This is a genomic window from Streptomyces sp. NBC_00083, assembly GCF_026343295.1.
In the GTDB taxonomy this organism is placed as follows: Bacteria; Actinomycetota; Actinomycetes; order Streptomycetales; family Streptomycetaceae; genus Streptomyces.
Genome location: NZ_JAPELY010000003.1, coordinates 295,038 through 317,571, shown reverse-complemented (window position 1 = coordinate 317,571; position 22,534 = coordinate 295,038). Strand labels below are relative to the sequence as shown.

Below are 22,534 nucleotides of genomic sequence, written 5' to 3'. Positions count from 1 at the left end.
AGAACGGGTACGCACAGGATCGGCGGAAGCGGCTGTGCCTGACCAGTGCATGACAGTGGCGCTTCGTGAAAACTGCCACCCGCTCACGTGGTGGCAGGGACGAAGGTAGCGAGGGCGGCCGGGGGCGACAACAGGCTGAGGCAAGCCCCAGGCAAAGCCTTGCCCTCGAAAAGGGATGGATCACCGGTCGGGCCGTCCGTCTGATTCCCCGAGGATCACAGGACTGCTCAGAGCCGGGGATGGGTGTATACGGTGGCGGGCATCGATCAGAGGAGGACGTACATGGAGCCGGACGGGGACGCGCATGGAGCCGGATGAGGAGTCGGTCGGCTCCCTGGTCGAGCTGGGGCTTTCGCGGTACGAGGCTCGGGTCTACCTCGCGCTCGTCAGGCGCGACTCCTACACCGCGGCGCAGGTGGCGCGGGAGGCGGAGGTGCCGCGCCAGCGCATCTACGACGTGCTCGACAAGCTGGTCCGCGCCCAGTTGGCCGTGGCCCACCGGGGGCGCGTCACGACGTTCACGGCGGTCGCCCCCGAGCTCGCCCTGACCCGCCTGATGAACCGTCAGAGGGAGTCCCTGGAACGGCTGGAGAAGGTGTCGACGAGCCTGACGTCGCTCCTGTTGCCGCTGTGGTCGGACGGGCGGGCGCACACCGACCCGCTCGACTACATCGAAGTGCTGCGTGATCCGCGCCAGATCGCGGAGCGTTTCGCGGACATCCAGGAACAGGCCGACTCCGAACTGCTCAGTTTCTGCATGCCTCCGTTCGTCGCGCCGGCCGCCAACACCTCCGGGATCAAGGCCACTCGGCGGCTCCGGCGCGCCAAGGGTACGGTGCGCGCGGTGTACACGCACGACGCGCTCGCGGACGAGGAGGTCCTGGAGAATGTGCGGCGCTTCGCCGAGGCCGGTGAGGAGGCGCGTTTCGCACAGCGGCTGCCGCTCAAACTGGTCATCGCCGACGCGTCGTTGGTGCTGTGCGACATGCCGGACCCGGTCGCCGGGACCGGCGCGACGACCGCGCTCTACATCGAGCACCCGGCGCTCGCCGCCTGCCTGCGGCTGGCCTTCCAGAGCGTGTGGGAGGCGGCGGAGCCGATGCGGGCCGAGGCGGCGGACGCGGTGGGGAGCGCGGAGCCGCCGGATACGGCGGAGCCGGACGCGGGCTGAGCGAAAGGGCGGGATCCGGCCGCCTCAGCCCTCCGGGGCGCCGGCCTCGTGGCCGGCGTGCCTGCGCCGGGCCCACCGGACGACGCCGAGCAGTACGGCGAGTACGGCGACCACGGCGAGCGAGATCAGCAGGCCCCGCGCGTAGTTGAGCGGCAGCACCGACGGGTTGTTCGTGGGGAGGGGGCGCAGCAGGAGCGGGAGCGCGATCAGGACGAGGCAGCCGCCGGTCATCAGCGTGCCGCGCACCAGGCCCCGGTTGGCGAGGCCACCGGAGAGCAGGGCCACCGCGATGACCAGCGGCCCGATGATGCCGTCGTGCAGGACGACGGCTCCGGCGAGCCAGATGAGTACGTCCCAGTGTGTGGCCTGGTCCCATACCAGCAGTCCGCCGGCGGCCATGAGGGCGAGCCCGGCCGCGCCGAGAACGACGCGCATCACATCACCTCCAGGCGGGTGACCCACTTGGTCTGGAGGACTCCGGGGCGGTTGGGGGCGATGATGCGGGCGGGGTAGCCGTGGTCCGCGGTGAGGGTCTGGCCGTTGAGCTTCAGGGCGAGCAGGGTCAGCGGGTCGTGGGCGTAGTCGCGGCCCATCTCCATCGTCCGGTAGGCGCCGTACTGCTCCAGGGAGACCACCCGTACCCGGGCGTCCGGTGGGGCGCCGGCCCGGCGCAGCAGGTCGATCATGCGTACGCCGGTCCAGTGGGCGGACTTGCTCCAGCCTTCGACGCAGGCGATGGGCAGGACGGATTCGTGCTGGGTGAGCGCGGACAGTTCGTCGAAGGTGAGGACGTAGGGGCGGGGGCCCATGACGCTCAGCCGGTAGGCGGCGATGTCGACATGGGTGGTTCCGGCGGCCCGCGCGCTCCGGTTGACGGGCAGCCCCTCGGCTCCGTAGTCGGGGTGGCGCGGCGCGAGGACGTCGAAGAACTTCAGGGGGGTGAGGGCCTGGCCGACGGTGGTGAGGGTGACGGCGCCGACGGCGGCGGCCACGCCGGTCAGCAGGGAGCGCCGGTCGGGCCCGTCGGCGGCCGGCAGCTCCAGGGTGCCCGGCGACCGGGCTCCCCAATGCGCTTTGATTTCAGGGTACTTGACGGCGATGTGCAGCATGAGGGCGCCGGCCAGGAGCCAGGCGACGGCGAAGTGCACCGGCACGAAGGAGAACGGCCAGGGATACCACTGCACCGTGTTCAGGAGGCCGGTGAACAGTTCGAAGACGGCGCCCGCGACGAGGACGGCGACCGAGAGCCGCTCCAGGGCGTGGCGCACGGACCGCACGGGCGGCCAGGCGAACAGCCGCGGATAGACCGTCCACAACTTGGCGAGGAGCAGCGGGATCGCGGCGATGCCGGAAGCCACGTGCAGGCCCTGGCTGAGCCGGTACCCCCAGACGGGCCTGCTGGGCAGGACGTCCACCAGCCAGCCGGGCTGGTGCTGGAGGTAGTGACTGATCAGTCCGGTGCCGAAGCAGACCGCGATCGCGGCACCCAGCCAGCGGCCGATCGAGGTCGCTGTGCGCGCGTCGTGCAGTCGGCCCCGGAAGGCGGGTGGCCGCACTGCGGGAAGTCGTGGCTTCATGGCTCCATCCCACCCCGGCGGACCCCCGTTCCGGGTGGTCCGACACCTTACGGTTCGCGAACGCCACCCCTTGGACCATGCGCCGGGGCGAGCCGCCGATCACGCCTTGGGACGCGTCCGGAAAGGAATGCGATGGCGCGAACAATACGGTGACAGGTCCGGCGGAACATGGTTAGGATCTTCGGGCAGCATCGCGTGTCGGTCACCGACCGGGTGAGACATGGAGGTGTCTGTGAGATGCCCGATGGAGGCATTCCACCGTGTCAGTACAGTTGAATCACACCATTGTCGGATCCCGGGACAACCGGGCGTCCGCCGAATTCCTGGCGAATATGCTCGGCCTTGAGGCCGGCAAGGAATGGGGACCGTTCGTCCCCGTCGTGACCAGCAACGGAGTCACTCTCGACTTCGCGACCGTGCCCGAAGGCGTCGAGATCGCATCCCAGCATTACGCCTTCCTCGTCTCCGACGAGGTGTTCGACGCGGCATTCGAGCGCATTACGGAATTGAAGCTTCCGTTCTTCGCGGATCCGCATCGCAAGCACCCGAACGAGATCAATCACAATGACGGCGGTCGCGGGGTCTATTTCCCCGACCCTTCGGGCCACTGGCTGGAACTGCTGACCGTCCCCTACGGCGGCTGGCAGTAACACGCGCGGGCGGCGCGGGCCGCTTCCGCGCGTCCGCGTGAACCTTACGGTTCGCGGACGGCGGGGGTGGCCTGCACCGCTTCGGGGCCGCGAGCTGCGAGGCTCGCGGGGTGACCCATCGACGTACCGTATGCACCGCCGTCCTGCTCGCCGCGCTCACCACCGTGCTCGCCTTCACCGTCCTCAAGGACGGGTTCCGGCTCGATCCGGCCGGCCTCTCGTGGTGGTACGCGGCGGCCTGGGCGCTGTTCGCCGTCACCGCCTGGTCGGTGCGCAAGGTGCCGGCCCGCCACCGCGCGGCGCTGATCGTCGCGGGCGGGATCGCCGTCGCCGCGACCGGCCTGCTCGCTCCCCCGCGCACCAGCACCGATGCCTACCGGTACGCCTGGGACGGGCGGGTGCAGGCCGCCGGAATCTCCCCGTACGACTATGCGCCGGGCGATCCCCGGCTGGCCCGGCTGCGTGACCCCTGGCTCTTCCCCACCAGCCGCGCGCAGTGTGCGCGCCCCGAGCGCGCCCGGGTCGACGGCGGCTGCACCCGCCTCAACAGGCCCGCCGTGCACACCATTTACCCGCCGGTCGCCGAGGCGTACTACCTCGTGGTGGATGAGATCTCGCCCGGCGGGGCCCGCCTCAAGCCACTGCAGATCGGCGGCGCGCTCTTCGCGGTCGGCACCACCCTCGTTCTCGTGCGCGTCCTGCGCAGGCGCGGCCGGGACGGCGCGCCCGGCGACGTGTCCGGCGCCGCGTTCTGGGCGTGGTGTCCCGCCGTGCCCCTGGAGGCGGTCAACAACGCCCATGTCGACGTCCTGGCCGTGCTGATGACCGTCGCGGGGCTCGCCGCGCTCACCGGCGGCCGCGCCGTCGGGCGACTGCGCGCCGCGGCGGGCGGGGCGCTGATCGGCGCGGGGGTCGCCGTCAAGATGCTGCCCGCGATGGTGCTGCCCGCAGTGCTGCGCAAACGGCCGGTCACCGTACTGCTGTCGACCACCGCGACCGTCGCGCTCTCCTACCTCCCCTACGTCCTCGCCTCGCACTCCTCCGTGCTCGGCTACCTCAGCGGCTACACCGAGGAGGAGGGGTACGACGATCCGACGGGGCAGGGCCGGTTCGCGCTCATCCGGATGGTGCTGCCCGACAGCTGGGGCCTGCCGGTCGCCCTGATCGCGCTGGCCGCGGTGACGGGGTACGTGATGTGGCGCGGCTACGCCGAACGCCCTTGGTCGGGCGCCCTGTTGCTGTTCGGCTGGGCCTTCCTGCTGCTCACCCCCGGATACTCCTGGTACGCGCTGCTCGTGGTCGCCCTCGTCGCGCTGGACGGGCGGTGGGAGTGGCTCACCCTCGCCATGGCGGGAGCGTGCACCTATGTCGTGGCCAAGGCGTCGGGAGACTTCCCGATGGCACGGGTGGCGTACTCGGTCGCCGCCTGCGCGGTCCTCGCGGGCTGGCTGGTCCGGCGCCGCCTCGCCGGCCGGCCGGAGCGGAGCACGAGCGCGGGCGAGGTCGCGGCACCGGAGCGTGTCACTGCCTGAGTTACTGTCTGCTCCATGACAACCGCCGCGCTGGACACGGGAGTAGGGCTGCTGCTGCGCGGCTGGCGCGTGCAGCGCCGGCTCAGCCAGCTGGAGCTCGCGCTGCGCGCCGATTCCTCGGCCCGTCACATCAGCTTCATCGAGACCGGCAGGTCACGCCCCAGCGAGGAGATGGTCCTGCGGCTCGCGGAGCACCTGGACGTGCCGGTCCGCGAGCGCAACGCCCTTCTCCTCGCGGCCGGTTACGCCCCGCACTACGCGCAGACCCCGCTCGACGACCCGGCGATGAGCTCCCTGCGCGCGGGCATGGACCGTCTGCTCCGGGCGTACGAGCCCTATCCGGCGCTGATGGTCGACGCGACGTACACGGTGCTCGCCGCGAACCGGGGCATCGAGATGCTCCTCGACGGGGTGGCCGGGCATCTGCTGACCCCGCCGGTCAACGCGATGCGGCTGACCCTGCACCCGGAGGGCCTCGCGCCGCGCATCCGCAACCTGCCGCAGTGGCGCGGCCACCTCCTGGAGCAGATGGAGCGCCAGATCGCGCTGTTGCGCAGCGACGCCCTGCGCGCGCTGTACGAGGAGGTCGCCGCCCACCCCGTGCCCGCGACCCACGCAGCGGAGCCGGGGGACCCGGGCGAGCGGCAGGCGTTCCCGTTCGCGCTGCCGCTGCGCATCGAGCACGCGGGCCGGGTCCTGTCGTTCATCTCGACCATCGCCACGTTCAACACGCCCATGGACGTCACCGTCTCCGAGCTGGCCATCGAGACGTTCCTGCCGGCCGACCCGGAGACGGCGAAGTACCTCCAGTCACTCACGCCGTAGGCGGTACGCGGTCCACGAACCCGGCGACGGAACGGATGCCGCCGTCTTCGGCGAGGGCGACCACATCGAAGCCGGCGACCGGTGCGGAGCCGTCGGCCACCGACACCAGCTCCCATCCGAAGCGCGCGAAGTGGTGGTGCCCGTCGACCGGACCGAGCGGCCGGAACACGAATCCCGGGAACTGTGCCTGCGTCCCGGCGATCACGGCGGCGACCGCGTCGTGCCCCGCGACATCGGCGAAGGGATCGGTGTAGGACCCGCCTTCGGTCCACGCCACGGCGACGGCCTTGGCTATATCCTCGGCCGAGCCGGCGTTCCAGGCCTCGAAGTAGCGGGCGACGGCGGTCTCGTAACGGTTCTCCGACATGGAAATCAGCCTCCGTGAGGTACGTCCTGAAGTACGGCCTGCCTGTTCAGCGATCCGGGACCCGACCGGAGTGCGCCGCCCGGGTCCCGATGTCCCTCACTGTGCCGGGGCGCGGGCGGCGGGGCGATTACCGCGAAGGTAATGCGAGAGCGCTCTCAGCCCGCGGGTGGCGGCGGGAAGGGCGGGGCCGTGCGCGACGCGCCGCCGGGTGAGGCGGACGGCCGGGGCGGCGGCCCGGACGGCAAGGTCTGGTACGCCTCCTACGGGTCCAACATGCATCTCGACCGGCTCGCCCACTACATCGCGGGCGGCCGGCCACCGGGCGCGGCCAGGAGTTACCCGGGGTGCCGGGACCGCCGGCCTCCCGTCGCGTCCGTGCCGGTGGAGCTGCGCGGAGCGCTCTATTTCGCCACCCGCTCCCCCGTGTGGCGCGGCGGGCGGGCGTTCTACGACCCGGAGGCGGAGGGCCGCGTACTGGCCCGCGCGCATCTGGTCTCGGCGGAGCAGTTCACCGACATCGCGGCGCAGGAGATGTACCGCGAGCCCGGGGGCGAGCTGGACCTCGGCGAGGCGGTGCGTGCGGGCAGATCCGTGCTGGGCGCGGGCCGGTACGAGACGCTCATCTGCCCCGGTTCGCTCGACGGCCGCCCCGTGCTCACCTTCACGGCGCCGTGGCGCATGCACGAGGTTGCCCCGACCGCGCCCTCCGCCGCCTATCTGCGCCATCTCGCACAGGGGTTGCTGGAAGCGGGCGCCTGGGACGTGGACACGGTGACCGCCTACCTGGCGGCGTGCCCCGGCACCGCGGGCCTGTGGACCGAGCGGGCCGTCGCCGAGTTGCTGCGGGACGACACCGATCGACCCAACGGCGCTTCCGCATAGGCCAGTTGAGGGGCCGTGGCGCGCGCGTACGACACCCTCGTGTCGGCGCGCCCTCCCCTCCGTACTCCGGAGCCAGGGCGGCGCTCATGGAGCGCCACCGGTTTCGAGGAGGACATCGAGGGCGGGGACCCTGCGGGTCGAGGCGCCGTCCACGGAGAGCGGCCTCGCGTTGCGGTCCTGACACGGGGACGACGCGGACGGGCTGGACGGAGTGCGCGTAGCCTGCGGCGACTCTGCTGAGGCGCTGGGCACGCGGCGGGTGGTGGGTGCTCGTCCGTTCCCCCGCCTGCGCACGGGGGTTCGCCCGTACGGCCCCGGGTGCGGGCGCGGGGCGGGCGCCCGGTGTCAAGATCTTCGCGAGGGGTGGGTCCGGTTCGGCATCCTTGGAGTCCCATGCCCGGCACGCCACGCCCTCGTAGGACACGCTCCCGCACGTCGCGCTCCCGCACCCTCCGCTGCCTCGCGGTGCTGGCGGCCGCGCTCTCCATCGCGTGTGCCCTCCCGCGGTCCCTGCCCGCCCCCGGCCCGCCCTACCCGGGCCCCTACTGGGTGAACCCGGTGGGCCATGCGGCCAGTCAGGTCGCCGAGTGGCGCGCGGCCGGGCGGACCTCGGACGCCGAGCTGGTGGAGCGGATCTCGCTGCGGCCGCAGGCGGACTGGCCGCGGCCCGACGGGATCGAGCAGACGGTCCGCGAGCTGACGAGCGCCGCCGACCTCGCCGGCCGGATCCCGGTACTCGTCGCGTACAACATCCCGCACCGGGACTGCGGCGGCCTCTCGCAGGGCGGCGCGCAGGACGCGGACGCGTACCGGCTGTACATCGACGCGTTCGCGCGCGGCATCGGTGAGCGCCGCGCCGTCGTGATCGTCGAGCCGGACGCGATCGCCCATCTGGTGAGCGGCTGCGAGGCGGCGCCCTCGGCCGAGCGGCTCTCGCTCCTCGCGTACGCCGTCGAGCAGTTGAAGCGCGGCCCGGCGACGAAGGTGTATCTGGACGCTGGCCACTCCGGGTGGATCACGGACCAGACGCAGCTTGAAGACCCCTTGCGCCGGGCCGGCATCGACAAGGCCGACGGCTTCTCGCTCAACGTCTCGGCTTTCCAGACGAACGCGTCCAGCGCGGAGTACGGGCACCGGCTCTCCGCCGCGCTCGACGGCAAGCACTTCGTCGTCGACACCAGCCGCAACGGCAACGGCCCCTATACGGACGCCGGCAGCGACACGTGGTGCAACCCGCCGGGCCGTGCGCTCGGGATCCCGCCCACGGCGGCCACGGGTGACCCGCTGATCGACTCCTACCTGTGGATCAAACGCCCCGGCGAGTCGGACGGAGCCTGCCGCGGCGGGCCGTCGGCGGGGCGCTGGTGGCCGGAGTACGCGCTCGAACTGGCCCGGGGAGCGCGTTCCTGAGAGAGGCGGGGTGGTGCGGCGGTGGGTGGGCCGGTGCGTGAGAGCGCTCTCACGCACCGGCCCCAACCACGGAGTCGCTCTGGCGCCGGGATGTGATGCCGAGCCCTGATGTCAGTCTTGGCGCCCGGTCTGGCGCCAGACCTTGGCGCAAGACCCTGGCGCCCGGTCTTGGCGCCCGGTCTTGGCGCCCGGTCTTGAGGTCGGAGCTTGAGGCCGGCCCTTGAGGCCGGTACGGCTACTCGTCCGTTACCTGCGCCCGGACCTGGCGCCGGACGGGACCTTGCTCGCGTCGGCGCTCCTCCCCTCCCTCGGCAGGATCGGCTTCCTCGGGAGCGCCGGGCCCGGCGGGCTGAATGCGGGCGGCCTCGGCTCGGATCATGGCGTTGAGAGCCGCGAACGGGTCGATGGGCATGGCTGAACCACCTTGCTGCGTAAGCGAGTTGACTGTCCGACCTGGTTCCGTACGGAACGGTCAGCAGCGCAGCACCACACAGCGCAGCCCCGTCGCCGCCGTCGGCCGACGGGTCGGGGCGTACGGGGCGGGGAAGGGGTGTCCGGACCGGAGCGCTTGCTCGACGGCGTCCGGCGACGGCCGGTCCGGCCGCGCGACGCGGCCCGACTGCGGCGGGAGCACGGCTTCGGCCGCGTCCGGCGCGGCCTCGTTCGACGGCTCGGGCGCCACCGAAACCGCGGCCGTGTCCACCGTCCGCCCCTCGACCGCCAGGGCCTCGGGCGCCGCCCCGAACAGCACGCCGAGCACCAGCAGCACCACGAAGGTGCGGCGCAGGGCGGTGAGGGAGACGGACGGCACGAGGACAGCTCTGCCCAGCTACGGCCGCGACGTGCTCGGATTCCCCGCAGATCCGCTCTACCGGGTGATGTGGCTTGCCACGGTTGACGCAGCCCGCACGCCGCGCGCCCCTGCCCGGGGCCGGCCTCGTACGGCTGGTCGCGCCCATGCCCGGGACCGGCCTCGTACGGCCGGTCCACGGGTGAGGGGCAGTCTCGCCGAGGGCTACGCCTGCGGCGGGCGGTCCTGAGGCTTGTCGGAGCCCAGCTGCTCGTTGAGCTTCTGCTGGGCCGTGTCGACCTGGCTCTGGTACTTGTTCCCGGTCTTCGCGTCGAACGCGTCGCCGCCCTTTTCGACTCCCTGACGCGCGGTGTCCTCGTGACCCTTGAGCAGGCCCTTGAGCTTGTCGAGCATCGACATAACTGCCTCCTTGCGGATGCTGGCACACCCAGCATCCGCGCTTTCGCCGGGCTTCGCACCCCCAGGGACCGACCGGCCCGGGATCCCGGGCCCGGCACCGCACGCCCGCCGGTCCACCCCAGTCCGTTCCTGCGCGGTCCACCCCTGCGCGCCCCGGCCGCCTGAACGCGGCCGACCGACGGAACGCCGTCGGCGGCTAGTCGCTCTTGCCGACCGCGAGCTCCACGCCCGTGACGGTCGCCACGATGCCGTCCTTCTCGACGCGCACTCCGCGCAGCCGCAGGTTCTGGGCCTCCTTGGGCAGCGTGAAGGAGAAGGACAGGCGGTCGGACAGCTCCGGCGGCCGCATCTGGAGCAGACCGGCCACCAGCTTCGGATCGATGCCGACCTTGGAGAGCAGCCAGGGGTGGTCCACCACCACATCGACGAGGTTGACGCCCATCAGCCGGCTCACGAAGCGAGGCGTGCCCACCAGCTCGTGCAGCTTCGCCTCGTTGCGCAACGCGGCGTCGATGTCGCTCTGCGGCACTCCGAGCCGCTGCACCACGGCCGGCACCGACAGGAGCGCCTTGACGCGGGCGGTGTCGCGGCTGATGAGTTCGGCGGTCTCGCGGTGCAGGGTCAGGCCCCTGTTCTTACCGGGGCGGTAGGTGGCGATGCCGGGCATGTCGAGGCTCATGCCGTCGACGTCCGTGGACAGACCGCGGTCGCCGTCGACGCGCAGTTGGGCGTCGGCCCGTACCCGCAGCTCCTGGCCCGCGATGGTCAGCCGGCCGTCCGCCGCGATGGAGTTGTCGCTGCGGCGGCTGAACTTGACCTGTGATGCGGCGAGTTCGCGGTTCATGTCGTCGAAGGAGAGCGCGATCTCGCCGTTCAGGTTGCCGATGACGGCGCTGCGGATGTCGCTCGGCAGATCGCCGGTCAGCTCGATGTCACGCGCGCTGGCCTGCACTTTGGCAAGCGAGATCCGGTCGGCCGGCACATGGGGCACCGTGACGTCGACGCGTTCCAGGCGCTTGTTCAGCACCTGAGTGAGGAAGGGAAAGCCGTGGATGTCCACCTGCGGGGCGGCCTCCAGGTGCAGCTGGTGCCGGAGTGCCTGCTGCGCCTTCTTCTCGGCGTACATCGCCGCGCACCGGTCGGCGAGGAGCAGGAAACCCGCGCACACGGCGAGCGCGGCCAGGAGCTTGGCGGCGCGGGGCAGTGCGGCGAACGCGCTGCGGGCGCGCCGGGGGGTGCGACGAGGGGCGCGCCTGGCGCGGCGCCCGTGGCCGGTGCGGCGGCGCTCGCGCTCGGGCTGCGGAGCCCAGAAGCCGTCGTCGGATCCGGGGTCCGGCAGGCCGCCTGAGAGCGCTCCCGGCGCACCGTCCGCCCTGTCCTGCCGCGGCGTGGCGGCCGGTATCTCCTGGGTGGCACACCCCTGTTCGTCCCAGGGGTCGTCGCCGGGGTGGGGCTCCGGTTCGGGGTCGGCGAGTGCTGCGAGCTCGTCATAGGGGTTGCGGTAACGGGGTTGCATGCGTGTGGGGGTTCGCATCACCTCATCCCACCACACATGATCCACTCGTATCGAACCGCCGGTGGCGATACGTCCGGAATGGGACGCCTGAGAGCGCTCACATCCGCCGCGTGGTGCGGGACCGTGGCGAACAACACGTCATGCGGCGGACCCGTCCCGGGTGCGCTGCTTGCGGGCCGCCATCCACGCGTACACGAGGACGCCCGCGAAGAGGAAAAGCACGCCCTGGTAGACCGCCTCGTACCCGGAGCCCGCCACGAGCCACATCGAGAAACCGAAGGCGAGGACGGCCAGGACGGCGTCGCGGACCAGCCGGGAGCGGTGCACGCGTTCGGGCTGCCCCGAGGCGAGGAAGTAGATCTGGGCCGCGGTCGACAGGAGGTAGGGCACGGTGGCGGTGAACGTGGTCACGAGGACCAGGATCTCGAAGACGCCCTTCGAGCCGGCCGTGTAGTTGTAGACCGTGAGGAGCGAGGCGAGCACGGCGGTGACCAGGACGCCCGCCGTGGGCACGCCGCGCCTCTTGACGGCGAACACCTTGGGGAAGAGGCCGTCCTTGGCGGCGGCGTACGGGGTCTGGGCGCTCAGCAGGGTCCAGCCGTTGAGCGCGCCGACCATGGAGACGAGGGCGGCGAGGGCGACGGCCGTGCCGCCCCAGGCGCCGCCGAACATGGAGTTCACGGCGTCGGTGAAGGGGGCGGTGGAGCCGACCAGCTCGGCGTGCGGGACCGTACCGAACACGGAGAGCGTTCCCAGGAGGTAGATCACGGCGGCGCCGGTCGTGCCGAGGATGGTGGCGCGGCCCACGTTGCGGCGCGGGTCACGGACCTCGCCGGCGCTGACGGCGGCGGATTCCACGCCGAGGTAGCTGAAGAGCAGGATGGCGGCGGACGCCGATATCGCGCCGAGCCCGGACCGGTCGCTCGCCTGGAAGGGGCCGAGGTTGGCCGGGTCGAAGAAGAAGAGCCCGCCCACGGCGACGAGGAGCAGCGGGGCGAACTTCAGTACGGTGGCGACGAGTTGGACCGCGCCCACGTAGCGGGTGCCGGCGAGGTTGGCGAGCGCCGGGAGCCATTGGAGCAGGAGTGCCGCCGTGATGGTCGCGGCCTTGGAGCCGTGGACGGGTATGAGCACGTCCAGGTAGCCGACGGCGGCGACCGCGAGCGCGGCGTTGGAGACCCAGGTGGTGATCCAGTAGGACCAGGCGGCGAGGAATCCGGCGAAGTCGCCGAAGGCCTCGCGGGCGTAGACGTAGGGGCCGCCGGTCCGGGGGTGCCGTTCGGCGAGCCGGCCGAAGACGAGGGCGAGCGCGATGGCGCCGGCGGTCAGGACGCCGAAGGCCACCAGGCTGATCGTGCCGAAGGGGGCGACGGAGGCGGGCAGCAGGAAGATTCCGCCGCCGATGATGTTGCCCATGACCAGAGTGATGGCGACCGGCAGGCCGAACTGCCGTGCGTGCTTGCTCTGGGTTTCTTGCGTGGTCATGGTGGGGTGGCGCGCCTCTCGTACGGGACAAACCTGACCATGGTCGGGTACGGGGTTCGGCGCACCAAATCAGTTGGTTTTGTCCTGTACGGCGTGGCCGGAAACCGGAAAAGATCCTTCCGCTTGGCCGGTCGGCGGGGAATCCTCCATGAGGGTCGCGACATCGGTGACCAGCGGAATCTGCGGCCCCTGCCCCTCGCGCAGCCAGCGGCGCAGCACGCTGTGCACCTGCTCCGCGCCGACCAGCTCTCCGGCGTGGGTGACCGGCCGCGACAGGGTGTGGGGCGACAGCAGGAAGGCGTGGGACTGTTCTCCGCCGAGTCCGCCGTGCGAGCCGATCTGCTCCTCGAAGGCGTGCACCTGGCCGGTGGCCGGGTCGTACATGGAGTTGACCATGATGTCGGCGGTGTGCGGGAAGGTGTCGGTGCGCCGGACCGCGTCGGCCGCGCCGCGCCCGAAACCCTTCAACGGGCCCTGCTCGTCGGCGAGTTCGGCCACGGGCACTTCGATGCCGTCCCGGCCGAGCACCACCGCGCCGTGCTCCTCGCTGCGTACGAGGAGGAAGCCGATGCCGGGGTGGCCGGCCAGGGTGGTCAGGAGCGCCGGGTGGCGGCGGTCGATGTGCTCGCGGGTCGCACGGCCCTCGATGTCGGGGAAGGAGACGAGCCCGAGGTTGCCGGAGGCGAGGACCACCGGGTCGGCCCGGCTGTCCCGCCCGGCCTCCTCCTGGCCCGGCTCCCCCTCGGTCGCGCCGTGACGAAACGGCTCCGTCCTGGCGCAACGGGTCTCGGCGGGGCTTTCGTCGACCGGCCGGTGCAGCGCGACGCGCACCGCGTAGCGGGCCTCCGCGCCGCTCCGGGTGCGGCGGGCCCGGCGCGGCACGGGCAGCCCGCAGCCGGCCCGTACGAGATCCTTCAGGGACAGCCCGAAAGCGCTCTCAAAGGTCTCACCGGGGCTCTGCCCATGGTCGGAGAGGAGCACCACGCGGTAGTCCCGGGGCGCGTGTTCGGCCGCGTCGGCGATCAGCGCGAGGGAGCGGTCGAGACGCTTGAGCACCTGCGCGGTGTCCCTGCCGTGCGGCCCCGAGTGGTGGGCCACCTCGTCGTAGGCGACGAGGTCGGCGTAGACGGCGGTGCGTCCGGCGAGCATGTCGCCCATGACGGCGGCGACCACCACATCGCGTTCGACGACCGTCGCGAAGGCCCGGATGAGGGGGTAGAGGCCGCCGCGGCCGATGCGCGGGCTCTGCTTGCGCAGCCTGGCACGCGTCGACTGGACGATCTCCCTGCCGACCTCGGCGACGAACGAGCCGGCCGTGCGCACGGCGTTGGCCGGGTCGGAGAAGTAGGCGAAGTAGCCGGCGCGAGAGCGGTTTCTGGGTCCTCGGCGGGCGGCGGCCGTCAGGACCAGGGCGACCTGGTCGGCGCCGCCGGAGAACAGGTTGCCTCGGCTGGCTCCGTCGAGGGTGAGCAGACCGCCGTCGCCGGTGCGCTCGACGGCCCTGCGCTGCAGCTCCACGGCGGACGCGGGCCGGTTGGAGACCATGACCTCGCCGCTCTCCTTCTCGTACCAGCGGAAGGCCGGCACGTCGAAGGTGGTGCCGTGCAGGATGCCGAGCTGGCTCGCGCCGGTCTGGCTCGACCAGTCGGTACGCCACGGGGTCAACCGGTGGGTGTCGGCCAGCCACGCCCCGACGGTCGGCATCAGGCCCTGGCCGACGGCGTCGCGCAGAACGCGCTCTCCGACGCCGTCGAGCTGGATGAAGACGATGCCCGGCGGGGTAGGCACCGGGCCGGCGCCGCGCCTGCGCCGGCGGCGCAGGGCGAGCCGGGACAGCCTGCGCCGGTAGGCGTCGTCGTCGCGCACGGCCAGGGCGGTCGAGGTGGCCGACGCGACCGCCGACATGACGGCGGCGACGATCACCGCGGTCTCGGGGTCGGCCGCGCCCCTGCCGGTCGGGATGAGGCGGAGCGCGAGCAGGAGCAGCGACCCGTTCAGGAAGAACACCAGGAGGCCGAGCACCAGCGCCGGCACCAGCAGGAACGCCCGCACGACGAGTGGCCACACCAGGGCGCCGAGCAGGCCGAAGGCGCCCGCTCCCCAGCCGGCGGTGAGCGCGACCCGGGTGATGCTGTCGCCGTTGTCGGAGGTGAGCTTGAAGGCGGGCAGGACGCCCGCGAGCAGCATCATCGTGAGCGTCGAGACGACCCACACCACGATCACCCGGAGCAGGGCGCTGCCCGCCGTCCGCCACCGCCCCACGCCGTCCGCCCTTCGATGCACCCGTTCCCCTCCACCCTGCCACAGGCCACGGAAGCCCAGGTGGCACGGGCCGCGCGAGGGCGTGGGGGCGGGGGTCAGCGAGGGGTCAGCAGCCGTCGTACCCGGCGGTCGGCATGGAGAGGCGGCGGTGGATGTGGGCCTTGTGCGTGGCGTCGTAGTCGGGCTCGTCGAGTCCGGCCGTCTCCAGGCGCACGCCGCGTCGCCTGCACTCGTCGGAGAACTCCGGTACGGACGTCAACGCCCGTGCCAGGACACGCTCGTTGGGCGCGACGAACACATCGACGAGGCCCGCGTCGACATCCGCCCACAGGCCCGCGTGGTCCGGACGCAGACCGTAGAAGAGCAGCTGCCGGGTGACGACGTATCCCTGGCCCTCGGCCCAGCGCGCGCACATCGCGTGCTGGCTGCGGGTGTCCACCAGAAAGGGATCCAGATCGAGTTCTTCCAGGGGGGTCAGACTCGCGATCGCCGCCACACGCACGTGATCCATGGCCGCCCCCCTGTATACGCCGTAGGGGGCGACCCTACTCCCCTTCAGGGCGGGGAGGAGTAGCCGCAGGAGTGGCAGATCTTCCAGCCGTCCTGGCTCACGGCCAGGACCCCTCCGCACCGCGGACACTGCTCGGAGTGCATGGTCACGGCACCCCTCCCCTCTGGTGCCGGATGCCTACCCCCGACTGCGGTGCTTTGCGCGCGGAGAGATTTAGGCTCGTCAACAACAATCGCTGACGACCCCCGTCCAGCGAGGAGAGGATCGCGTGCCGGTGGAGGTCACCTGGTGGGGTCATGCCACCTGCACGATCGAGGATTCCGGCGTGCGGCTGCTGACCGATCCGCTCTTCGCGCGCCGCCTCGCGCATCTGCGCCGGCGCCGTGGAGCGCTCCCGGGGCCCGAGGCCGTGGTGGCCGACGCCGTGCTTCTCTCGCATCTGCACGCCGATCATCTGCATGTGGCCTCGCTCGCGCGGCTCGCGCCCGGCACCCGGGTGATCGGGCCGGCCGGCGCGGTGCGTGCGGTGCCGGGGCTCGGACGGCTCGGCCTGCGCGTCACCGAGGTGCGGGCCGGCGATGTCGTCGAGGTGGGAGCGGTCCGGGTACGGGCCGTGCCCGCCCGGCACGACGGGCGCAGGCTGCCGGTCGGACCCCGCCGCTGCCCCGCGCTCGGGTACGTCGTGGAGGGCGCGGCCCGCACCTACTTCGCCGGGGACACCGGGCTCTTCGACGGCATGGCGCGGGCGGTCGGACCGGTGGACGCGGCGCTGCTGCCGGTCGGCGGGTGGGGCCCGGGGCTCGGCCGGGACCATCTCGACGCGGGGCGCGCGGCGCAGGCACTGGCCGAGGTGGGAGCGCTCTCAGCGGTGCCGGTGCACTACGGCACGTACTGGCCGGTCGGCATGGACGGGGTGCGACCGCACGAGTTCCACGCGCCCGGCGAGGAGTTCGTTCGGCAGGCGGCACGGCTCGCCCCGAAGGCGGCCGTGCACCGCCTGGAACACGGGGAGAGCGTGCGTCTGGAGGCCCGGCGGTGATCGCGGACCGGATCCTCGCGCTGGCCACGACGGTGACACCGGAGTCGACCCAGCAGGCCGCGGGCTACCCGACGCTGTTCGTCCTGGTCGTCCTCGGTTCGCTGGTGCCGGTGGTGCCCACGGGAGCGCTGGTGTCGACGGCCGCGGTGGTGGCCTTCCATCAGACCGCCTGGTTCTCGCTGCTGCTCGCGTTCGGAGTGGGCGCGCTGGCCGCGTTCCTCGGCGATGTCGCGCTGTACTGGCTCGGGCAGCGCGGGGTGCGGTCGAAGAACGGCTCGCGCCTGCTGGAGCGGCTGCGCGGCCGGGCGGCGCCGGACCACCTGGAGCAGGCCCGGCGCAAGCTCGACGACCACGGCGTGGTGGTGCTCGTACTGTCCCGCCTGGTGCCGGCCGGACGCATCCCGGTCATGCTGGCCTGTCTGCTCGGCGAGATGCCCTTGCGCACGTTCGTACGGGGCGACATCCCGGCCTGCCTCGCCTGGGCCGGAGCGTACGGCCTGATCGGCATCCTCGGCGGCTCGCTGTTCGACGAGCCGTGGAAGGGCGTGGCGGCGGCGGTCGCGCTGACCCTCGTGATCAGCGGGGTGCCCGCCGGGTGGCGCAGGGTGCGGCGGGGGTGGGTGGCCGCACACGACGGCGGGTAGGTGAGAGCGCTCTCGACGGACCAGCGCCCTCCCCCAGTGGGCGGCTCGGGCCCAGGCGGCTCGGACGCGGGACGGCTCGGGACGGCTCGAACGCTGGGCAGGTCGGACGCGCGGCGGCAAAGGCAAGGGACAGGGCTCGGGGCTCGGGGCTCGGGGGCGCTGGGCTCGGGCTAGCGGAGCTCGTCGAACACCTCGGCGAACCTGCTCAACGCCTCGCTCACGTAGGGCAGTTGGAGGGGGTCGGCCGCGGCGAGGGCGTCGAGCCGCTGGTCCGGGGTCGCGCCCAGCAGTGGGCCGGTGGCGAGGCGGACGCGGAGCGCTCCCAGTTCGTCGCCGAAGCGGTGGCCGCCGGGGGTGGGGCCGGCGAGACGGCGTGTCAGGTAGTCCTCGAGCTCCATGGAGTCGGTGACGCCCCGCGCGGCGAGGCCGGAGCGGAAGGGTCCGAGGTCGGCGTAGAGATGGCGGCCGGACTGCGGGGGCCTCGCCAGGGCGCCGGAGGCGAGTACGGCACGGTGGGCGGCGAGCGCGATGCGGCCGTGCAGGGCGGCCGCCTGCCGGGTGCGGTCGGCGACGGGCGCCGGTTCGCTCAGCGCGAGGGCCGCCGCCGCGGCCACCGGGGCCGCGACGACGGCGCCGAGCGCGGCGAGGATGTCCAGGGCGCGGGCCAGGCGTGGCGCCACCGCGTCCGTGGCCGGGAAGCGGGCCACGGCGGCGGGCCAGCCCGGCGGGGTGTGTGCACCACCCAGGTCGGCGAGGACGGTTACGTCGTCGGGGCACATCTCGGCAGGGCTGATCGGCACCGTCTCATGGGGCCGGTGCACGGTGTCGCGCCAGGTTTCGTCGCTGATGATGTGGAGCCCTTCGCCGACGGCGGCCTCGCAGGCCTCCCGTACGGTCTCGGGCGGCGCCACCGTGGCCGTCGGATCGTCGGCCACGCAGAGCAGGAGCAGGCGGGGCCTGCCGCCCTCGGCGCGTACCCGGCGGACGGTTTCGAGCAGGGCGTAGGGATCGGGCACGCCGCCGCATTCCGCCGGGGTCGGCACGTGGTAGGCGGGCCGGCCGAGGAGCCGGGCCTGCGGGGTCCACCAGGCGGGGCACGGCCTCGGCATCAGTACGTCACCGCCGTACGCGCCGAGCAGGGCGACGAGGAGGGGCTGTGCGCCCGGGGCGGCGACGACGTGTTCCGCGGTGGTGGGCAGCCCGCGCCGCTGCCAGTAGCCGCAGGCGGCCTCGCGCAGCTCCGGTCCGCCGCCGGGCGGCTGGGGTTCGGTGTGGTCCGCGGCGGCTCGGAGCGCCGCGGCGAGTTCCGGGAGCACGGGCAGACCGGGGCCCGGGGCGGGCGGCCCGTACCGCACCGGCCCGCGGCCTTCGGCGACCGTCCCCTGCATGCCGGCTCCCTCCTCGGCCCGTGCGCTGCGGCCTGCCTGTACCCGTGGCCCCGGGTGGCGCGCACCGCGAGCGGCGCTCTCAGCCTCTCAGACCTTTATACGGAGGTATCGCCCGGACCGCCGCTTGTGCGCCCGCCGGGCGGGACGGGCGGGCCCGCGAGGGGGGCGACGCCGATGCCGGGCCGCGTCCTTGGCCGGGCGGGCAGTGGCCGGCCGGACGACAAGGAACCGCCGGCACTGGTCGGAGCCGGTCGGCACTGGTCGGTGCCGGTCGGTGCCGGTCGGTGCCGGTCGGTGCCGATCACTACAGGTCAGCGGGTGGGGAGGGCGAGGGCGGACAGCTCGGACTCCAGGCCGCGGCCCTTCGCCCGCACCACGGCCTCGGCGACATCGGCCAGTTTGCGGTTGGTGCGCTGGGAGATGGTGCGCAGGATGCCGAAGGCGGCGTCGGCCTCGCAGCCCAGGACGTGCATGACGATTCCGCTGGCCTGGTCTATGACCGGGCGGGAGCGCAGCGCCGCCTCCAGTTGTTCGACCTCGGCGAGCGCCGCGTGATAGCGGCGGTCGCGGACCAGAGCGGTGGTGGTCTCCTTGGCGAGGATGCCGACCGGGCCGCCCACGATGTCCTTGAGCGAGCCGGGGCGGTAGCCGTAGAGGCTGACCGTGACGTCGATGCCGGCGCGGCGGAAGGGGAGCGTGACGCAGGAACGTACGCCCGATGCGAGGGCGAGGGCGCGGTAGCCGGGCCAGCGGTCCTCGGTCAGCAGGTCCTCGGCGTCGACGGGCTCCCCCGCGTGCAGGGCGCTCACGATGGGCCCGTCGCCGCAGGACAGCTGGACGGAGGCGAGGGGCGCCAGGTCGGGGTGGGTGGCGGTGATGCGGCGCTCGGATCCGCTGTCGCCGATGGTGGCGACGGCTCCGCAGCAGGCGGGCGCGCAGCGCACCGCCTGTTCGGCGAGCAGGGAGAGCCGCCGGGCGGTGGTGGTCGCTTCGGGCTCCTGGCGTTCGGGCTCGGGCAGCATCACGAACACCTCCTCATGGTGCGGCTTCCCGGGTCCCCCGGCCCGAAACGGTACGGCCCCCCGGCGCACGGCCGAGGGGCTAGCTTTCTCCCATGACGCAGACGGAAGACGATTTCGGCGACGAACTGGCGGACTTCGTCAGACGGGTGGGCGAGCTGCGCACCGCACGTGCCCGCCCGGTCGGCGAACACGCGCACCACTCCGTGGTCCTGGACGCGGCACTGTTCGAACTCCAGCACGTGGCCGAGCAGTTGTGGCCGCGGTACGAGCGGATGGCGGCGGGCTCGGGGAGCACCTCGCCGGAGGAACGTCAGGAACGGCTGCTCCTCAAGGCGCTGTTCCAGCGGATGCCGCTGCCGGTGGCGCTGATCGACCGGGAAACCGTCGTACGCAGGCTGAACTTCGCGGCGACCGGGCTCACCGGGGTCCGTGCCGGATACGCGGCGGGCCGGCCGCTGGCGGCGCTGCTCACGCCCGGCGACCGCGCCGCGTTCCGTTCACAGGCCGCCGCGGTGGCCCGGGGCGAGGGGGACCGCGGGCTGACCGTACGGCTCCAACAGCGCCCCGAGGAACCCCTGTTGGCCACGCTCACCGCGCTGCGTCCGCCGGACGAGCCGCAGCCCGCGGTACTCGTGGTGTTCCAGGCGGGCAGCGCCCGCAGCTCGGCCGCCGCTCCCCCGCAGCCGGAGCTCCCCGACCTCGCGGAGTCGACGCGGCACGCCGAACTCATGGACCTCGTGGATGCCATGGCTTCCGTACTGCTTCACCAGGCGCCCGGTGAAACGGAGTCGCTGCTGACCGGCGCGGCGCGGGTGCTGTGCGGCCGGTTCGCGGAGTGGGTCGTGGCCGACCTGGTCGACGGCGGGCTGCGGCGCGTGATCTCGCTGGGCCCGGACGACCCGGCCGCGGCCCCTCTGCTGGAGGCGGTGGCCGCCCAGGATCCGGCGGACTGCCCGGTGGTGCTCGAAGCCGCCCGCGCCGGAAGCGGGGTGCTGCAGGTCCAGCCCGAGGACGTCGGGGGGTTCGGGCACGATCCGTCGGGGACACCGGTGCTGGCTCGCGCCGAGGTGTCGTCCCTGATGTGTGTGCCGCTGGGGGCGCCGGGGCCGGTGACGGGAGTCCTCACCCTGTTCCGGACCGGCTCCGCCCGACCGTTCTCGATGGCGGAGGGCCGCGCCATGGATGTGATGTCCCGTCATATCGCGCTCGCTATGCGGCGTCCCGGCCGGCCCGAGGCGTCAACTGATCCGCAGCGCCACCGAATTGAGCCGGACGAACAGCCCTGCGCGTCGGCGACGCCTCCTTCGGACGCGGCCGCGCCGCCGCCGTCAGCTTCGCCTTCGGCCTAGTCCTCTCCTTCGGCCCAGTCCTCTCCTTCGCCTCCGTCCGCGTCCTCGGCAGCGCCGCGGCACCGGCCACCACGCCTTCGCCGCGTGCCGGCCGGCCGTGATCGTCGCGCAGCTCGCGCAGGGCCTGGTCCCGCAGCCGGCTGCAGCAGCGCGTGATCAGCCGGGAGACGTGCATCTGCGAGATGCCGAGGTCCTCGGCGATCCGGCTCTGGGTCATGTCGCGGAAGAACCGCATGTAGAGGATGGTGCGTTCGCGCTCGGGCAGGCAGCTGAGGCCCGGCTTCACGGACTCGCGGTCCACGACGATGTCGAGGGCCGGGTCGGCGCTGCCGAGCGAGTCGCTCAGGCTGTATCCGTCCTCCCCACCGGGGAGTTCGGCGTCCAGGGAGAGTGCGCTGAAGCTGTCGATGGCCTCCAGGCCCGCCCTCACCTCGTCCTCGGTCAGGCCGGCCTGCGCGGCCAGGTCCGCCACGCTGGGCCGCCGGGAGTCCCCCGTCGCGGCGAGTTCCTGGCTCGCCACCCGGACGCGTCCCCTCAAGTCCTGTACGCGGCGCGGCACATGGAGCGTCCACATGTGGTCCCGGAAGTGGCGCTTGATCTCCCCCGTGATGGTGGGGACGGCGTAACTCTCGAACGCGGCCCCGCGCGCCGGGTCATAGCGGTCGACAGCCTTGACGAGGCCCAGGGCGGCGACCTGACGGAGGTCCTCCAGGGCCTCGCCGCGGTTGCGGAAGCGTCCGGCGAGCCGCTCGGACATGGGCAGCCAGGCGTTGACGAGGTCCTGGCGCAGCGCGTTCCGCTCGGGGCCATCGGGCAGTTCCGCGAGCCGCTCGAATGCTGCCACCGTCTTCGGTGCGTCGTCGTGCGGGTGCTTGTGCTTCGCCGTGGTGTTGGTACGCATCTGCGATCCCGGCTTCCTGAAAACGGTGCGTCGGATGGTTGTCACCGGGGAGCCTTCGGCCGGGCACACGGGCACGCCCGGAGCGGACTGCCGCTCCCACGGACGTGCCTCCGGTCCGAAGCACGTGGTGCGCCTGCCCCGAGCCCGGCGGGGCAAACGGGGTTGTGCCGGAGCCGCGAAGATTGTGTCGAAGCACTCGCCGAGCGGGTTTCCCGCGCTGCACGCCCGGTACCCGGCGTATCCGGCCGCGGGGGCCGACGGGCCGCAAGGCTTCGGACCAACGGACCAACGGACCAACGGACCAACAGGATCGGGGCGCCGAACTCATGGCACGTTTCGTCAGGGAAGTGATGACGCCGGGCGTGACCGCCGTGCAGCCGGACGCGTCGCTTCAGGAGGCGGCGCAGCTGATGCGGGCCCAGGGCATCCGCGACCTGCTGGTCACCAGAGCGGGCCGGGTCATCGGGGTGCTGACGGACCGGGACATCACCCTGCGGGCGGTCGCCGAAGGGGCGGACCCGCTGATCGTGAGCGCCCAGTCGGTGTGCAGTCGGCCGCCGGTGTGTGTGGGTCCGGACGACGAGGTGGCGACGGCCCTCTCGTTGATGCGCCGGTACGCGGTGCGGCGGCTTCCGGTGGTGGCGCAGGGGCGACCCCTCGGCATGGTGAGCCTCGTCGACGCGGCAGCGCACGCATCGGAGCCCTAGAGCCGCGGAGGGGCCCGGCGCGGGTGGGGGGCTGCGCAGGTGGGGGGCGGTGGGGCCGGACGTGGTCGGGTACCCGCGGGCCATCC

The 22,534-nt window shown here is 72.9% G+C and carries 22 protein-coding genes and 1 pseudogene; 10 read left to right on the top strand and 13 right to left on the bottom strand.

What is annotated here, in order from left to right; translation table 11 throughout:
* The first annotated feature begins 304 nt into the window (after positions 1 to 304).
* A complete protein-coding gene (locus OOJ98_RS25340; protein WP_267057329.1) occupies positions 305 to 1,171 on the top strand; it encodes a TrmB family transcriptional regulator in 867 nt (288 codons plus the stop codon).
* 24 nt (positions 1,172 to 1,195) lie between these two features.
* Here the strand turns inward: OOJ98_RS25340 and OOJ98_RS25335 are convergent, their stop codons facing one another.
* On the bottom strand, positions 1,196 to 1,606 hold the full coding sequence (locus OOJ98_RS25335; RefSeq protein WP_267057328.1) for a hypothetical protein: 411 nt from the start codon (positions 1,604 to 1,606) through the stop codon (positions 1,196 to 1,198).
* Entirely contained in the window at positions 1,606 to 2,748 is a 1,143-nt protein-coding gene (locus tag OOJ98_RS25330; RefSeq protein WP_267057327.1) for a molybdopterin-dependent oxidoreductase, read from the bottom strand. The genes OOJ98_RS25335 and OOJ98_RS25330 overlap by 1 nt, the downstream gene beginning before the upstream one ends.
* 260 nt (positions 2,749 to 3,008) lie before the next feature.
* Here OOJ98_RS25330 and OOJ98_RS25325 point away from each other — a divergent pair, with 260 nt between their 5' ends.
* The 3 genes from OOJ98_RS25325 to OOJ98_RS25315 all read left to right on the top strand — a co-directional run bounded on the left by OOJ98_RS25325 (position 3,009) and on the right by OOJ98_RS25315 (position 5,755).
* Positions 3,009 to 3,398 carry a VOC family protein gene (locus tag OOJ98_RS25325; RefSeq protein WP_267057326.1) on the top strand — a complete coding sequence of 130 codons (390 nt, stop codon included), beginning with the start codon at positions 3,009 to 3,011 and terminating at the stop codon, positions 3,396 to 3,398.
* Positions 3,399 to 3,508: 110 nt separating this feature from the next.
* On the top strand, positions 3,509 to 4,930 hold the full coding sequence (locus OOJ98_RS25320) for a glycosyltransferase 87 family protein (protein ID WP_267057325.1): 1,422 nt from the start codon (positions 3,509 to 3,511) through the stop codon (positions 4,928 to 4,930).
* A gap of 15 nt (positions 4,931 to 4,945) precedes the next feature.
* Positions 4,946 to 5,755 carry a helix-turn-helix domain-containing protein gene (locus OOJ98_RS25315; protein WP_267057324.1) on the top strand — a complete coding sequence of 270 codons (810 nt, stop codon included), beginning with the start codon at positions 4,946 to 4,948 and terminating at the stop codon, positions 5,753 to 5,755.
* On the opposite strand, the gene OOJ98_RS25310 is transcribed toward OOJ98_RS25315, so the two are convergent.
* Positions 5,745 to 6,128, bottom strand: coding sequence for a nuclear transport factor 2 family protein (locus OOJ98_RS25310; RefSeq protein ID WP_267058234.1), 384 nt, complete (start codon positions 6,126 to 6,128; stop codon positions 5,745 to 5,747). The two genes, OOJ98_RS25315 and OOJ98_RS25310, sit on opposite strands and share 11 nt — an antisense overlap.
* A gap of 267 nt (positions 6,129 to 6,395) precedes the next feature.
* Between OOJ98_RS25310 and OOJ98_RS25305 the strand changes: the two genes are divergently transcribed.
* Both OOJ98_RS25305 and OOJ98_RS25300 read left to right on the top strand, forming a co-directional pair.
* Positions 6,396 to 7,004 (top strand): histone deacetylase, encoded by a 609-nt coding sequence (locus OOJ98_RS25305; protein ID WP_267058233.1) that lies wholly within the window; start codon positions 6,396 to 6,398, stop codon positions 7,002 to 7,004.
* A gap of 393 nt (positions 7,005 to 7,397) precedes the next feature.
* A complete protein-coding gene (locus OOJ98_RS25300) occupies positions 7,398 to 8,414 on the top strand; it encodes a glycoside hydrolase family 6 protein (RefSeq protein WP_267057323.1) in 1,017 nt (338 codons plus the stop codon).
* 472 nt (positions 8,415 to 8,886) lie between these two features.
* On the opposite strand, the gene OOJ98_RS25295 is transcribed toward OOJ98_RS25300, so the two are convergent.
* The 7 genes from OOJ98_RS25295 to OOJ98_RS34850 form a co-directional block, all read right to left on the bottom strand.
* Positions 8,887 to 9,225, bottom strand: a complete 339-nt coding sequence (locus OOJ98_RS25295) for a hypothetical protein (RefSeq protein ID WP_267057322.1) — start codon at positions 9,223 to 9,225, stop codon at positions 8,887 to 8,889.
* 204 nt (positions 9,226 to 9,429) lie between these two features.
* On the bottom strand, positions 9,430 to 9,624 hold the full coding sequence (locus tag OOJ98_RS25290; protein WP_267057321.1) for an antitoxin: 195 nt from the start codon (positions 9,622 to 9,624) through the stop codon (positions 9,430 to 9,432).
* A 196-nt stretch (positions 9,625 to 9,820) separates the two neighbouring features.
* Positions 9,821 to 11,140: a DUF2993 domain-containing protein gene (locus tag OOJ98_RS25285; RefSeq protein WP_267057320.1), complete on the bottom strand. Its 1,320-nt coding sequence runs from the start codon at positions 11,138 to 11,140 to the stop codon at positions 9,821 to 9,823.
* Positions 11,141 to 11,278: 138 nt separating this feature from the next.
* Complete coding sequence (locus tag OOJ98_RS25280; RefSeq protein WP_267057319.1) at positions 11,279 to 12,625, bottom strand: amino acid permease; 1,347 nt, start codon at positions 12,623 to 12,625, stop codon at positions 11,279 to 11,281.
* Positions 12,626 to 12,694: 69 nt separating this feature from the next.
* On the bottom strand, positions 12,695 to 14,887 hold the full coding sequence (locus OOJ98_RS25275; protein ID WP_267057318.1) for a phage holin family protein: 2,193 nt from the start codon (positions 14,885 to 14,887) through the stop codon (positions 12,695 to 12,697).
* Between the two features lie 106 nt (positions 14,888 to 14,993).
* On the bottom strand, positions 14,994 to 15,398 hold the full coding sequence (locus OOJ98_RS25270) for a hypothetical protein (RefSeq protein WP_267057317.1): 405 nt from the start codon (positions 15,396 to 15,398) through the stop codon (positions 14,994 to 14,996).
* A 44-nt stretch (positions 15,399 to 15,442) separates the two neighbouring features.
* A complete protein-coding gene (locus OOJ98_RS34850) occupies positions 15,443 to 15,547 on the bottom strand; it encodes an NADH pyrophosphatase zinc ribbon domain-containing protein (protein WP_323177933.1) in 105 nt (34 codons plus the stop codon).
* 119 nt (positions 15,548 to 15,666) lie between these two features.
* Between OOJ98_RS34850 and OOJ98_RS25265 the strand changes: the two genes are divergently transcribed.
* Both OOJ98_RS25265 and OOJ98_RS25260 read left to right on the top strand, forming a co-directional pair.
* Positions 15,667 to 16,437: an MBL fold metallo-hydrolase gene (locus tag OOJ98_RS25265; RefSeq protein WP_267057316.1), complete on the top strand. Its 771-nt coding sequence runs from the start codon at positions 15,667 to 15,669 to the stop codon at positions 16,435 to 16,437.
* Positions 16,434 to 17,081: a DedA family protein gene (locus OOJ98_RS25260; protein ID WP_267057315.1), complete on the top strand. Its 648-nt coding sequence runs from the start codon at positions 16,434 to 16,436 to the stop codon at positions 17,079 to 17,081. The genes OOJ98_RS25265 and OOJ98_RS25260 overlap by 4 nt, the downstream gene beginning before the upstream one ends.
* 170 nt (positions 17,082 to 17,251) lie before the next feature.
* On the opposite strand, the gene OOJ98_RS25255 is transcribed toward OOJ98_RS25260, so the two are convergent.
* Positions 17,252 to 18,469, bottom strand: a complete 1,218-nt coding sequence (locus OOJ98_RS25255; protein ID WP_267057314.1) for an aminotransferase class I/II-fold pyridoxal phosphate-dependent enzyme — start codon at positions 18,467 to 18,469, stop codon at positions 17,252 to 17,254.
* 311 nt (positions 18,470 to 18,780) lie between these two features.
* Complete coding sequence (locus OOJ98_RS25250) at positions 18,781 to 19,491, bottom strand: ANTAR domain-containing response regulator (protein WP_267058232.1); 711 nt, start codon at positions 19,489 to 19,491, stop codon at positions 18,781 to 18,783.
* Between the two features lie 92 nt (positions 19,492 to 19,583).
* On the opposite strand from OOJ98_RS25250, the gene OOJ98_RS25245 reads away from it, so the two are divergent.
* Positions 19,584 to 20,840, top strand: coding sequence for a PAS domain-containing protein (locus OOJ98_RS25245; RefSeq protein WP_267057313.1), 1,257 nt, complete (start codon positions 19,584 to 19,586; stop codon positions 20,838 to 20,840).
* Positions 20,841 to 20,952: 112 nt separating this feature from the next.
* Here OOJ98_RS25245 and OOJ98_RS25240 read toward each other — a convergent pair.
* Positions 20,953 to 21,741 (bottom strand): annotated as a pseudogene (locus tag OOJ98_RS25240) (SigB/SigF/SigG family RNA polymerase sigma factor); the annotation flags it as partial.
* 326 nt (positions 21,742 to 22,067) lie between these two features.
* Between OOJ98_RS25240 and OOJ98_RS25235 the strand changes: the two are divergent.
* Entirely contained in the window at positions 22,068 to 22,448 is a 381-nt protein-coding gene (locus tag OOJ98_RS25235; RefSeq protein WP_267057312.1) for a CBS domain-containing protein, read from the top strand.
* Positions 22,449 to 22,534: the final 86 nt, after the last annotated feature.

What these genes read in the sequence shown, in the direction of transcription:
- OOJ98_RS25305 (WP_267058233.1), top strand. Translation starts at nt 6,396, where the DNA reads ATGCATCTCGACCGGCTCGCCCACTACATCGCGGGCGGCCGGCCACCG.
- OOJ98_RS25285 (WP_267057320.1), bottom strand. Translation starts at nt 11,140, where the DNA reads ATGCAACCCCGTTACCGCAACCCCTATGACGAGCTCGCAGCACTCGCC.
- OOJ98_RS25330 (WP_267057327.1), bottom strand. Translation starts at nt 2,748, where the DNA reads ATGAAGCCACGACTTCCCGCAGTGCGGCCACCCGCCTTCCGGGGCCGA.
- OOJ98_RS25300 (WP_267057323.1), top strand. Translation starts at nt 7,398, where the DNA reads ATGCCCGGCACGCCACGCCCTCGTAGGACACGCTCCCGCACGTCGCGC.
- OOJ98_RS25280 (WP_267057319.1), bottom strand. Translation starts at nt 12,625, where the DNA reads ATGACCACGCAAGAAACCCAGAGCAAGCACGCACGGCAGTTCGGCCTG.
- OOJ98_RS25235 (WP_267057312.1), top strand. Translation starts at nt 22,068, where the DNA reads ATGGCACGTTTCGTCAGGGAAGTGATGACGCCGGGCGTGACCGCCGTG.
- OOJ98_RS25340 (WP_267057329.1), top strand. Translation starts at nt 305, where the DNA reads ATGGAGCCGGATGAGGAGTCGGTCGGCTCCCTGGTCGAGCTGGGGCTT.
- OOJ98_RS25335 (WP_267057328.1), bottom strand. Translation starts at nt 1,606, where the DNA reads ATGCGCGTCGTTCTCGGCGCGGCCGGGCTCGCCCTCATGGCCGCCGGC.
- OOJ98_RS25250 (WP_267058232.1), bottom strand. Translation starts at nt 19,491, where the DNA reads ATGCTGCCCGAGCCCGAACGCCAGGAGCCCGAAGCGACCACCACCGCC.
- OOJ98_RS25315 (WP_267057324.1), top strand. Translation starts at nt 4,946, where the DNA reads ATGACAACCGCCGCGCTGGACACGGGAGTAGGGCTGCTGCTGCGCGGC.
- OOJ98_RS25245 (WP_267057313.1), top strand. Translation starts at nt 19,584, where the DNA reads ATGACGCAGACGGAAGACGATTTCGGCGACGAACTGGCGGACTTCGTC.
- OOJ98_RS25255 (WP_267057314.1), bottom strand. Translation starts at nt 18,469, where the DNA reads ATGCAGGGGACGGTCGCCGAAGGCCGCGGGCCGGTGCGGTACGGGCCG.
- OOJ98_RS25290 (WP_267057321.1), bottom strand. Translation starts at nt 9,624, where the DNA reads ATGTCGATGCTCGACAAGCTCAAGGGCCTGCTCAAGGGTCACGAGGAC.
- OOJ98_RS25270 (WP_267057317.1), bottom strand. Translation starts at nt 15,398, where the DNA reads ATGGATCACGTGCGTGTGGCGGCGATCGCGAGTCTGACCCCCCTGGAA.